Origin of the sequence: Lyngbya aestuarii BL J, from assembly GCF_000478195.2 — a bacterium.
GTDB classification, from domain to species: domain Bacteria; phylum Cyanobacteriota; class Cyanobacteriia; order Cyanobacteriales; family Microcoleaceae; genus Capilliphycus; species Capilliphycus aestuarii.
In genome coordinates this window covers 1-12407 of the sequence record NZ_AUZM01000014.1, presented here as the reverse complement: position 1 = coordinate 12407, position 12407 = coordinate 1, and the positions used below count along the sequence as shown (strand labels likewise).

Here is a 12407-nt window from a genome sequence, read left to right as displayed (position 1 = left end):
TGCTTATCCTAAAATAGCAGTACACTTAATTTCAACTAACAAACCCGGTGTAGATAAAGCTGTTATTCCTACCCCGGTCCAAGTTGGATACTGGTTAACAAAATAGCGGTCTTTCACCTGTATAAAAAGTTGTAAATTCGGAATTTTAAACTGTTTTTGTTCTTCGGGAGTCGTTGGCGGAGTTCCGGTTACATGATAAGTAATCATCTCGAAAACATCATCAAAACTTCCTCCAGCAGCATTAAGAACAGCCTTAACATTTTCAAAGGCTTGAACAAACTGGGCTTCTATTTCTTCAACAACTTGTAAATTTTTATCACGGCCCACTTGACCGGAAATATATAATGTGTTTCCGACTTTAATTCCGGGACAATAGTGAAATTTTTCATAGAGAATTTCCATTCCTTCAGGGATAATAACTTCGCGCTTTGTCATCTTTCAAAAATACTGTACTTGTTTCATTTGATTAATCAAAACCCCAATAGTAAATTTTCCAGTTATTCTTAATTTAACCTTGAAAAATAATTGGGGAGTATATAAATTTTACCAAATTCGATATATAAATGCAGTATCAACCCATACAGCAAACAACAGTCAATCTTTAGGAAGATTTAAATAGCTAATCAATCCTAATCTGAGTTCGAGATAGCCTTAATCTCAATACCCAATTTTAACCTCAAACTTCTCTGACTGTCAGCCTTGCATCGAACTCGCACAACTCCCAATATTGGGGGAATTATGACCATAGAACCTTGTTTTTTTCTTGACACCACCTAAACCATGAACGCACAATTTAAACACGCAATTCTCCCGCAGACAACCCATGATGAGTTAGCCCGTCAAAACTTTGTGCAGAGCCTATCTCTTTATGTGAATCGTAAAATGGGATCGGGAATTAAGACAGTTTATGAAAAAAATGTCAAGCCTAATTTTGAAGAAAAACATCAACGTGTTCCCGAAAATCGCCATGAAATTTTACAAGAAATGCAAACTCAATCCTATTATCATTGGTGGAGTATTTTAAAGCGATTTCAACAGGAAATGATGTGGGAGTCGGTGGGTTCAAGCGTTGAACGTCAACTTCCCGATCTGATTAAAAAAGCTAAAAATATACAAAATCAAATTGGTTCTTTAATTCTCGATCCTAACTTCCAAACACCCGCTTATATGAGCGAAGTTGATATTCATTGTATGCCGGGAGGATATCATACTGAAATTATTGAAAATGATCTCGCAGCCGGTGCCGTTTATGATCGGGGTGTTTATGTTTATGGTTTGGGTTGGTTGGGAACGCTTAATGATAACATGGGGCATTCCATTATTCAAAATTATCTCCAACCAAATTATCCTCATTTTCAACCTAAAAAAATTCTTGATATGGGATGTGCAGTCGGTCACAGCACCCTTCCCTATGTTGATGCTTATCCCGATGCAGAAATTCATGGGATTGATATTGGTTCACCCATGTTACACTACGGTCACGCTCGGGCAGAAGCCTTAAAGAAACGAGTCCAATTCTCCCAACAAAATGCCGAAAAAACCAGCTTTATCGACGGAACATTTGATTTAATTGTCTCTCATATTTTGTTGCATGAAATACCCGCTTCTGCCATTGAAAACGTCATGCGAGAATCTTATCGCTTACTAGCGCCCGGTGGGATTATGATTCATCTAGATGCGCCTTTATACCGCCATATGGATGCTTATACAGCTTTTATTTCCGACTGGCAAACCATAAACAACAACGAACCTTTTTGGGGTGAAATGCGAGAGTTAGATTTAACTGCTATTGTTAAAAAAGCGGGTTTTAACTCGGAAAAAGTGAGTGAAAACTTTATTCGCAAATATAGTTGTAAAACACCCCAAAATTATTCTTATCAAAAAACACCCCCCGTTAGCAACCGTCCGACTTGGTTTGTGATCACTGCCCAAAAATAAGTATTAGAAAACAATCTAATGGTACAAACAGCAAAAGGACAACGCCCCGTTTACCTCAACGATCCTCAACAGGATAAATTGTTAGGAATAATTATGGCGTTAGCAGGTGAAGTTTCTGTACTCCGCGAACGTTTAGATACCGTAGAACGGGTGTTAGAAACAAAAGGAATCTTATCAACATCAGAAATTGAAACCTATCAACCCGATGAAAAAACTTCCAAAAACCGAGAACAATGGCGAACAGAATATCTTTCTCGAATTTTGCGAATACTAGAGGAAGAAATTGATACAATCTAATCGTAAAAGAGGCTATAATTGCAACAATTGTCTCTAGTTTGTATCGATGAAAGGAACACAACAAACGCTCGAAACTGCCCAACAAGCCTTTGAACATTTTCGTCACGGTTTAGCCACAGGAGAATGGGAACAATTCATTGCTATGTTGAGTGATGACTTTACGTTCTCATTTCCCGCAGGCCCCTATCAAGGGTTAAATGAAGGAAAAGAACGCATGGCTGAATTTTTAGCTTATGTGTCTGAGAAAGTATTTAGTCAGGGTTTATTTTTCACCCTCGAACGAACTACTTTTAATGAAACCACTGTTGTTTTTGAGGGCAAATCTGAAGGCTTAATGTTTGGAAAACCCTATAACAATCAAGTTGCCATTTCCTTTGATGTTCGAGACAATAAAATTTGCAGTTATCGAGAATATTTAAGCCTTGTTTACAAACCCTAGTTAGTAATTATTAGGAAAAACCTATTTTTTCCTTCGATTTTGAGTAACAATTTGATCAAAAGACCAATTTAATCCCGGCGCTAACAAACTATGCAACCGACTCAACAAGGTCATTTCAATTCCCGGTGTAATAGCAAATTTATTCTTTTTAATTCCGCCAAGAATTTCTTGAGCAATATCTTCAGGTTGCCACATTTTCGCCGTTTCGGTAATCTGTTTTGTTTCCGGGGGTTTCGTCTGATTTTCTGCTTCTAATTGCGGTGTATCCGTATCAGGCGGATAAACAATTGTTACTTGAATTCCTAACGGTTTTAGTTCCCCTCGCAAAGATTCCGCCAACCCTCGTAATGCAAACTTTGACGGACAATAGGGCGTATAACCATAAATTCCAATCAATCCCGCACCTGACGAAATTAGCACAATACTACCCTGTTTCTGCGGTTCCATATAAGGCAAAACCGCCCGAACTGCATACAACGAACCAAAATAATTAATCGCCATTGTTTCTTCAAAAGTTTCGATGGGCAAATCTTGAAAATAACCCGGAATCGAAATTCCTGCCGATGTAATTAAAATATCGGGAGCGCCCAATTCCTTAACAGAATTTTCAATAACCCTTTCCAGAATCAGGCGATCAGAAACATCCGCAACTTGCGTAAAAACTCGCTGTTCAGACTGTAATTTAACCGCTTCAATTTCCGCTTTCGCTGTTTCTAATTTCTCCGCAGAACGAGCAATAATTGTTATATTCGCCCCCGATGCAGCTAACAACTTCGCTGTCGCTTTCCCAATCCCACTCGAACCCCCCGTAATAATCGCGTGTTTTTGATTAAAAGTCATCGTTAGTTATTTGCTATAAAAATACCTGTACGGGCGCAAACCGCAGCGCCCCTACTTGCTGGTTTTTCGCCCTAAACTTTTTGAGATTTTTTAGAATTTGGGCGAAACAAATGGGAATGCTGAGGGTGATATAATTGCGATCGCGTCGTTGTTTTCTGATTTCCCAACGCCGGACTAATCACATAAAGCGTTGTTCTAATCAACTTTTCTTCTTCAGTCACTTTTGCCATTTCCGTCAACGGCACAATTCTAATTTTTTCATCCGGCCATCCCAAACGATAACAAATTGCCACAGAAGTTGAAGCCGGATAATGTTCCAATAATTCTTGCTGGGCTTGTTCGACATGACGCGCACTCAAATATAAACACAAACTCGCCTGATGCGCCGCCAAACCCGCCAAAGCCTCGCGAGGAGGAACCGAAGTCGCCCGCCCACTAAATCGAGTTAAAATAATCGTCTGCACCAACTCAGGTACCGTCAATTCTAGCTGTAATTTCGCGGCTGCATCCTGATAAGCACTAATTCCGGGAACCACCTCAACCGCAATTTCCGCCTCGGCTAACTGATGAATTTGTTCGTGAATGGCACTATACAAACTTGGATCGCCCGAATGCAAACGCACGACAGAACGCCCTTGTCGCACCCGTTCGATCATCATCGGAATGATATCTTCTAGGGTTTTATTGGCTGTGGCGATTAATTCTGCATCAGAACGCACATCCTGTAATATTTGTTGAGGTACCAACGAATCCGCATACAAAATCGTATCGGCTTGGGCGAGTAAGCGTTGGGCTTTTATCGTCAGTAACTCAGGATCGCCAGGTCCGGCACCAACAATATAAACCGCAGGTTGTAGTGAATTTGTAGCTGATCTGTTCATAGTTAAAACTGCTCAAAAATTAATCAATTTTCCAAACTGTTCCGGATGTTACCAAACTTTTCTTGATAAAGAGAATGGTAGATGCACCCTGGTTGAAGCTCCAGATTTTTAATCTGGGGCATTTTTTTATCTATTTTTTTGTTGTTCCGGATATTGTCAAAGTGATCTCGATAATAATCAAGAGTAGATGCACCCTGGTTAAAGCTCTAGATTTTAAATCTGGGGCATTTTTTTTGTCAAAATTATCGATTAATTCCGGATATTACTAAACTTCTCTAGATATAAATAGTGGTAGATGCACCCTGGTTGAAGCTCCAGATTTTAAATCTGGGGCATTTTTTTATCTATTTTTTTGTTCCGGATATTGCCCGAGTTTTCTAGAGAATAATAATGGTAGATGCACCCTGGTTGACACCCTAGATCATTCGATCTAGGGGTTTTTATTTTAAGATACATCCCGTTGCTGCTTGGGTGAAACCACATCTGGTAGAGAACGATTTAGCACATAAAGCCACGCTAAACCTGCTAATCCTAATATAATACCACTTAAACTCACCAGTTGAGCAACTCGCAACGGCCCAAACATTAAACTATCTGTTCTTAATCCTTCTATCCAAACTCGACCTGCACTGTAAGCGACAAAATAAACTAAAAATATAGTCCCCAGTTTTAACGGAGGTTTACCTTTTAATCCTCTAAGAAATAATACCATAAGTAAGATAAAAACTAAAAGGTTCCACAGCGACTCATAGAGAAAAGTCGGATGAAAATATTCAAAGTTTGCATACTCAGGTGGACGATTTTCAGGCGGAATATAAAGTTTCCAGGGGAGATCGGTTGGACTTCCAAACGCTTCGGAGTTAAAGAAATTTCCCCAGCGTCCAATTGCCTGACCTAAAATAACAGAAGGAGCGACTAAATCCGCCAATTGCCAAAACGGAACTCGCTGGATTTTAGCAAAGATTAAAGCCGCAATAATTCCCCCAATAATTGCCCCGTGAATTGCAATTCCTCCTCGCCAGATTGCGATCATACTTGCCGGATCATTAGCATAATTTTCCCACTCAAAGGCAACATAATAAAGTCTGGCACAGGGGATCGCCCCAATCACCAACCAGATTGCTAAATCTCCGATCAAATCCGGATCAACCTGACGACGTTTGGCGAGGTACTGAGAAAGCGTCACGCCAATTAACACCGCAGATGCGATTAAAAAACCATACCAGCGAATGGCGATTGGCCCCAACCGCAGCATAATCGGCCCGGGGGACGTAAATTGAAACGCTAGCAGTAAATCAGAACTTTGCATAATGAATGTGAAGCCGTTGCATTGGCAATCTATATTTTAAAACTAAATTGCCTCCAAATTCTGTTAAATTTTCATCCTCGACCCAAAAAACCGTTTTTCTTCTGAGAAAAAAGAGTTATTCATTTAGTCATTAATTTGTTATTGATGTAAAATATAAGTTTAGAATTGCTGAATTCACATTATGTCTCAGTTAACTCGTTCTCAACCGGAAATTAAACCCTTTCCCGATCACACTCAACTTCCCGAATCTGATGGTACATTTGTGAAGAATTTTCAAGAACATCCGCAAAGCATTTTATTAACGGATTCAATTAAAACCACCCTCGATAAACTTCATCCTGACGGACAATATGCCATCGGTCAAGACTGCGGAATTTACTGGAGAATGACCGAACCTCCCGAACGGGGTGCAGAAAGTCCCGACTGGTTTTATGTGCCGAATGTGCCTCCCACAATTGATGGTATTCGTCGTTCCTATGTGCTTTGGCAAGAGTTAATTCCGCCTTTAATTGTAATCGAATTCGTGTCGGGCGACGGTTCGGAAGAACGCGATCAAACGCCGTTACGTCGAAATCAACCCGAACCTCAAAGACCCGGAAAATTTTGGGTCTATGAACAGATTATTCGTCCGGTATTTTATGCAATTTATGAAGTTCAAAAAGCCAGCGTCGAGGTTTATATTTTAGTTGCGGGTCACTATCAGTTACTTCCTGCTAACGAACGAGATCATTATCCAATTTCACCTCTGGGTGTTGAACTGGGAATTTGGCAAGGTCGCTATCAAAATTCAGAACTCCCTTGGTTGCGATGGTGGGATGAACAGGGAAATTTACTGTTAACAGGATGGGAACAAGTAGAATTGGAACGCCAACGCGCTGAACGTGCAGAACTTAAACTAGAACAACAACGACAACGGGCCGAACAATTGGCTGAATTATTGCGTTCTCAAGGGATTAATCCCGACGAATTGTAAAAAAATTAGTTCAAGGATAAGATGGGTTATATAGCAATTCTTTAATTATTTGACAGTTGTTTAGCCCCCAAACCCCCAATCCTGGGGGCTGTAAACAGGTAGGATTTTCCGAATGATTTCACACTGCTATATTATTGTTAACCAATCAATTTTTGAACGGATAAAAGACCCATACAAAATACAAACAAGTTGAGAAAACAGGAGCTATTATGGTACAATCTGAACTCGGTATCACCTCACTTCCGGATCACACTCAACTTCCCGAATCCGATGGTACATTTGTGAAAAACTTTCAAGAACATCCCCAGAGTATTCTACTGACAGATTCTATTAAATCTACCCTAGATAAACTTCATCCTGACGGACGATACGCCATCGGTCAAGACTGCGGAATTTATTGGCGTCTAACAGAACCGCCCGAACGAGGGGCTGTTGCACCCGACTGGTTTTATGTTCCCAATGTTAAGCCGCTTGTTAATGGAGAAGTCAGACGTTCCTATGTACTGTGGCAAGAGTATATTGCCCCTTTAATTGTCTTAGAATTCGTTTCGGGTTCTGGTTCGGAAGAACGAGATCGAACCCCACCCGCATCTGTGGTTAATGGTGATGGAAAAGTGGGTAAATTTTGGGTCTACGAACAGGCGATTAGAGTTCCCTATTATGGAATTTATGAAGTTAAAAAAGCCTCGGTTGAATTGTATCATTTAGTAGACAATTGCTATCAACCTGTTACGGCAAACGAACGGGGACATTATCCAATTTCACCTTTAAACGTTGAATTAGGAATTTGGCAAGGACGTTATGGTAATATGGAATTACCCTGGTTGCGTTGGTGGGATAACGAAGGGAATTTGTTGTTAACAGGAGAAGAACGCGCAGAAAAACTCGCAGAACGGTTGCGGGAACTGGGAGTAAATCCCGACGAATTGTAAAAAGATTAGTTCAAGGATAAAATGGGTTATATAGCAATTCTTTAATTATTTGAAAATTATTTAGCCCCCAAACCCCCAATAATGGGGGCGGTAAACGGGTAGAATTTTTCCGAATTATTTCACACTGCTATATTGTCGTTAACCCATCAATTGTTCAACCGAGAAATGAAACTAGAAAAATGATTCAAAAATATCTTCAAAAAGCAATGCAGACAGCGCAGTATGAAATACTCGAAGATAATGAAGGTTTTTACGGTTCAATTCCGGGCGCTACAGGAGTCTGGGCAACTGGAAACACCTTAGAAGAATGCCGTAATGAACTATTAGAAGTTCTAGAAGAATGGATACTAATTGGTATTGCTCAGGGTCACAAATTGCCAGAGTTTGATGGAGTCAGTTTGAAAGTGGAGCCTATTGCTTAATGCCACCTTTCGGCCCTATATCCCGTCGTCATATGGTGCGGGATAGTTTACGAGTTAGGATTCCAAATCCCCATCAAGGAGATATTAGTAAAAATCTATTAAAACGAATTTTAATGCAAGCGGGGATTTCACAAGATGAGTGGGAAAACCTTTAATTAAACAATATATTTTTGAGTTGACTTATAAGCTCGACAATATTTAGACTGAACTTTTGCTTAATTCAACTGACTCTTATCAATAAAAAAGAATAGAGACTGTCTCTACCCTCTCATGTGAACTTCTAAGTTTATGACTTTAGAGAAGAAACTACTACCGTTCTAACAAACTGTCACGAATGCGATAATTTTTAGGATGTCTATATTCATCTTAACCTTTTAGAGAAGCTCTTTCAAGTCAACTCCTTCCAATGTATTAGTTTGAATGATTACACTATCTTCTTTATACTTCACTCGTTCCAAATAAACTACCTCATATTTTCCTGCTTTATCATTAATGGTTTTAAGCACATAATCTGGAATATTTTGTGATAGACCATCTAATTTTTTGCCGATGATTGCACTGGAAAACGTGAATAAATTTCCTGTAAAAATTGAGTTAAGCACAGTCAAAGAACCTGTTGAGATTGAACTCAAAGCAACATCAAAAATACCAAGTATGCCACTGGGGATATCTGACTTATGATCTCTGACTGTGATTTTGCCAGTAAGCTTTCGGTTAGCGTCTACTTCTAATTTGAGACCCGCCTTTACATCCCAAGCATTATCGTAAATTTTGACTCGCCCGACCAGAACATTTTCGTACTTTTTAACTCTCAGACGGAATTCAATTTTGATTTCTTGTCTCTTTGTATCAATTCCACGAAATTTAAACCATTTCAAGCTGTGCTTGTTATACTCGGTATCTTTAATATACTCTTCAGGAAGTGATTCAATAAGTTTTTTCAATCCTTCGTTACCTAGTCTTATATTGAGTCTCCAATCATGGATATAAACTTTATCAATAAAGTCTGCAATATTTTTCTCTTGTTTAGAAGTCATATTCTCTAACTTAATTGATTTCATTTGCAACCATTAATATCTTATCAGCTATTATCAGATACATTCACCTAATAGCTCATAGAATTTTATTAGAAAATTTGTTAGGATGATTGTATTGCAATAACTTAACAAAGTCATACCGAATCTGAATCAATTAATTGGGTGCGATCGCGTGACGTTGTATCAAGTGTATCGCAATTCTCATCAGTTAAGCTGAACTTTGGCTTAATTCAACTGACTGCTATCAATAAAAAAAGGATAGATACAGTCTCTACCCTTGAAGTTTAAATATTAAGTTTTACGCGATCGTAGAACGCAACATTAATTGAGTCGAGCAGCGAAATTATGAATTGGGTTTCACTCCAGTTCAATCCAACCTACTACCTACGCAGTGCCTCTTTGAGAGAGTCGATGTAGTAATCAATCTGCTCGATGACTTGGGTGTTGGTGTTCGTACCAAGCTTGGTGACCCCCCTACCTACCATTTTGCCAATTCCTGCTGTTCCAGCACCTGATGTAATTGTAATTGCACCCGCAATTGCCGTTGGCGGAAATGCCATCAACGCCACGCCCGTAACCATTGCTGTCAATCCCAGAGCAGTTGATGCAATTGAGGTTATTTCTCCACCTGTTTGTACTCTATTCATAGAGTGTTGAAGTTTTAATTTTTGTTGTTCAAGTTCTCGGATCACCATTTCGGCTTCTTCCACCGTCATGTCGATACCTTTCCATGTAACTGGCTTAGTTTCGGGAAAACTGCCAACCTCGTAGCGATATTTTTCAATCCAACCGTCAATTTTTTGAATCTTCATCTTTACTTCAGCTAGATATAAGAGTTGATACGAATGAGATCGTCTTTTGGTTTGTCGTGTCTCATCTTGCTTCTATATTAAAAAACTCTAAAACCCAATGTCACCTAACAACTATTAGGAGTTTTTAATAAATTTTGTTAGGTAATCTAGACAAGGTGTTAGGTAACGTGTTAGGTTTGTTAGGTACGGTAAAAAATGTACCGTAAAGTTTCAATGAATTTACGGAGTTTTTGGGGTGTTTAATTAACTTGCCCGTAATTTCGCGCTCGTTCTGAGAAGAATCAAAAACAGCTTTACAGGGTGCGACAAGCTCATCGTTATAACAACAAAAATTGAAATGACAACTTCAACTGGCCAATTGAAGCGTTCACTAGACCAGAAGTTTCTCGAAGCGGAGAACAACTGGAACCTGGAACAACTCTACACCGACCTCACCGCAGCCAAACAATTCCATAAACATAGTGAGAAACAACAACTCACCAAAACAGAAAAAACAATGTTGCGGGGGTTGCTTTGTGGTTTGAGTCCCTCGGAAATTGCCACAGAACTTCATCGAAGTTGTTCGGGTTTAAGGGTAGATTTATCAAGGGGATTGTATCGTTATGTAGAAGCCCTAACTGACCAATCTCTAGGACATTGGAAAGATGTTTGTGTATTTCTCCAAGTAGGATATCAACGGTCAACTCATCTTAATACCGAAGAAACTCCGATTTCTCAAGCAGTGGAGGTTTTAGAATTGATAGCTGAAGATCCTCCCCAACAACCCCTCACAACTTCGGCTTCTCTCACAACTCCTTCACCTGTTAAACCCAAAAAAATTGACTGGATAGAAGCGATAGATGTTTCTACGTTTTATGGACGGGAAACTGAACTGACGACACTTAAACAATGGATAATCGAAGATCGCTGTCGGGTGGTGGCGATCTCCGGAATACAAGGGGTTGGAAAAACTTCCCTTGCTTCTAAATTAGCCGGACAAATACAAAACGAGTTTGAATATATTATCTGGCGAAACCTCGATCATGCTCCGCCCTTTACTTATCTTCTCACAGATTTGATTCAATTTTTCAGTGAATCTCAAACTTCAGAACACCCAGAAGAATATTTAATCAGTCAGTTATTTCAGAAATTAGTTCAATCTAGAGTCTCGACCTCAAACTTTAACCAATCTGTTATTATTGCTGACGGGATACGAACTCTAATCAGGTTTCTCCAAAAACATCGATGCTTAATCATTTTAGATAATTGGGAATCCCTATTTCAACCCAATACGCTAGTGGGTCACTACAAAGAAGGATATCAACCCTACGGAGAATTTCTCAACAAAATGGGTCAACTTATCCATCAAAGCTGTTTGCTGATTACCAGCAGTGAAACCCCGAGAAAAGTTAGTATATCAACGGGAAAAAATAAAGCCTTTCCTTGCTTAAAAGTTGGGGGTTTAAAACCGGAAAATGCAAAACAAATCCTCAAAAATGAAGGAATAGTCGAAGCAGAAAATCTGGAACAGATAGTCAGTGAATATAACGGAAATCCCCTGGCTTTACAAACCATCGGAAAAACGATTCAAACCGTCTTTGCAGGTAATACAACCGAGTTTATCAAGTACCCCGCTTTCTTTGGGGAGTTTGGCGATCGCCTCAGCCGTCAGTTTGGGCGACTCTCGAAAATCGAAAAAATGGTTCTCTATAAGATAGCCAATTCCAAAACCGATCTGACTTTAACTGAAATTTGCGATCATTTTAAACCCCCTTGCGACTGTTCAGAACTGGTTAATATTTTAAGTTCATTAGAAAAGCGATCGCTGATTGAAAATAAATTAGAAGCAGGTCAACATTACTACCGAATCGATCCTTTAATAAATTACTATTTGCAAGAGGTTTTACCGTCTGTTTCTTAATTTATTCATCCAGTACAATTAATTCTAATCGCTAACACTGTTTAATTCATCCTCTAATTAAAAAATCGCCACAAATCCACCAAAAGTTAGAAAAATATTGTAACAATCTGATAAAATACTCAAAACTCCCCCACACTAAGCTATCTTAAAAAGAAGTCCAAGTGGAGGAAACATCATGTCATCTACTCCTCGTCCTCCTGCGTCGGGTTCAGAAAACTCACCAGAAGAAAATCCTTCTCTGGAAACGGGGTTAGCGGCGCTGAAACAAAAACAATATCAAACCGCGATCGTCCATCTCCAAGCGATCGCCGAGTCTCAACCGCACAGAAGCGCCGGAATAAAGGCGCAAATGGGGTTAGTTGTCGCCTATGAACGAACTCGCAACCTTCAAAAAGCGATCGCCCTCTGTAATACTCTGACACAACATCCCAAAGCAAAAGTTCAAACCTGGGCGAAAAACACCTTAGAAGACTTAAGAAACCGTTATTCGTTAGAAACCGAAGCCAAAGCTAATCATAAAAATACCACACCCCCATCAAAAGAGGCGGGTTTTGTTCCTTTTGAACCTTCGTTACAACCCCCCCATATTAAACCCCAAAAAGATGCGGGTTTTGTTCCCTTTGAACC

At 39.6% G+C, this 12407-nt stretch carries 14 protein-coding genes and 1 pseudogene; 9 read left to right on the top strand and 6 right to left on the bottom strand.

Annotated elements, in window-relative coordinates:
• Positions 1-3: 3 nt before the first annotated feature.
• Complete coding sequence (locus M595_RS08150) at positions 4-435, bottom strand: RidA family protein (protein ID WP_040483791.1); 432 nt, start codon at positions 433-435, stop codon at positions 4-6.
• Positions 436-780: 345 nt separating this feature from the next.
• Between M595_RS08150 and M595_RS08145 the strand changes: the two genes are divergently transcribed.
• From M595_RS08145 to M595_RS08135, 3 genes are read left to right on the top strand one after another with little or no spacing between them, the layout of a single operon-like run.
• Positions 781-1938 (top strand): class I SAM-dependent methyltransferase, encoded by a 1158-nt coding sequence (locus M595_RS08145; protein ID WP_023065686.1) that lies wholly within the window; start codon positions 781-783, stop codon positions 1936-1938.
• 18 nt (positions 1939-1956) lie between these two features.
• The gene (locus M595_RS08140) at positions 1957-2235 is read left to right on the top strand and encodes a hypothetical protein (protein WP_023065716.1); all 279 of its coding nucleotides are present in this window, start codon (positions 1957-1959) and stop codon (positions 2233-2235) included.
• A 46-nt stretch (positions 2236-2281) separates the two neighbouring features.
• Positions 2282-2674: a nuclear transport factor 2 family protein gene (locus M595_RS08135; protein WP_023065688.1), complete on the top strand. Its 393-nt coding sequence runs from the start codon at positions 2282-2284 to the stop codon at positions 2672-2674.
• Between the two features lie 21 nt (positions 2675-2695).
• On the opposite strand, the gene M595_RS08130 is transcribed toward M595_RS08135, so the two are convergent.
• From M595_RS08130 to lgt, 3 genes are all read right to left on the bottom strand, one after another.
• A complete protein-coding gene (locus M595_RS08130) occupies positions 2696-3514 on the bottom strand; it encodes an SDR family oxidoreductase (RefSeq protein ID WP_023065730.1) in 819 nt (272 codons plus the stop codon).
• A gap of 71 nt (positions 3515-3585) precedes the next feature.
• On the bottom strand, positions 3586-4395 hold the full coding sequence (gene cobM / locus M595_RS08125) for a precorrin-4 C(11)-methyltransferase (RefSeq protein WP_023065679.1): 810 nt from the start codon (positions 4393-4395) through the stop codon (positions 3586-3588).
• A 445-nt stretch (positions 4396-4840) separates the two neighbouring features.
• On the bottom strand, positions 4841-5704 hold the full coding sequence (gene lgt / locus M595_RS08120) for a prolipoprotein diacylglyceryl transferase (protein WP_023065691.1): 864 nt from the start codon (positions 5702-5704) through the stop codon (positions 4841-4843).
• Positions 5705-5885: 181 nt separating this feature from the next.
• Here lgt and M595_RS08115 point away from each other — a divergent pair, with 181 nt between their 5' ends.
• From M595_RS08115 to M595_RS31545, 4 genes are all read left to right on the top strand, one after another.
• Entirely contained in the window at positions 5886-6677 is a 792-nt protein-coding gene (locus M595_RS08115) for a Uma2 family endonuclease (protein ID WP_023065742.1), read from the top strand.
• A gap of 209 nt (positions 6678-6886) precedes the next feature.
• Positions 6887-7609: a Uma2 family endonuclease gene (locus M595_RS08110; RefSeq protein WP_023065668.1), complete on the top strand. Its 723-nt coding sequence runs from the start codon at positions 6887-6889 to the stop codon at positions 7607-7609.
• Positions 7610-7788: 179 nt separating this feature from the next.
• A complete protein-coding gene (locus tag M595_RS08105; RefSeq protein ID WP_023065735.1) occupies positions 7789-8031 on the top strand; it encodes a type II toxin-antitoxin system HicB family antitoxin in 243 nt (80 codons plus the stop codon).
• Positions 8031-8186 (top strand): type II toxin-antitoxin system HicA family toxin, encoded by a 156-nt coding sequence (locus M595_RS31545; RefSeq protein WP_162531839.1) that lies wholly within the window; start codon positions 8031-8033, stop codon positions 8184-8186. The genes M595_RS08105 and M595_RS31545 overlap by 1 nt, the downstream gene beginning before the upstream one ends.
• Before the next feature lie 219 nt (positions 8187-8405).
• Here the strand turns inward: M595_RS31545 and M595_RS08100 are convergent, their stop codons facing one another.
• Both M595_RS08100 and M595_RS08095 read right to left on the bottom strand, forming a co-directional pair.
• Complete coding sequence (locus M595_RS08100) at positions 8406-9068, bottom strand: hypothetical protein (protein WP_023065675.1); 663 nt, start codon at positions 9066-9068, stop codon at positions 8406-8408.
• Positions 9069-9448: 380 nt separating this feature from the next.
• Entirely contained in the window at positions 9449-9880 is a 432-nt protein-coding gene (locus M595_RS08095; RefSeq protein ID WP_023065677.1) for a hypothetical protein, read from the bottom strand.
• A 337-nt stretch (positions 9881-10217) separates the two neighbouring features.
• On the opposite strand from M595_RS08095, the gene M595_RS08090 reads away from it, so the two are divergent.
• On the top strand, positions 10218-11780 hold the full coding sequence (locus tag M595_RS08090) for an NB-ARC domain-containing protein (RefSeq protein ID WP_023065715.1): 1563 nt from the start codon (positions 10218-10220) through the stop codon (positions 11778-11780).
• Between the two features lie 175 nt (positions 11781-11955).
• Positions 11956-12407 (top strand): annotated as a pseudogene (locus M595_RS08085) (hypothetical protein); the annotation flags it as partial.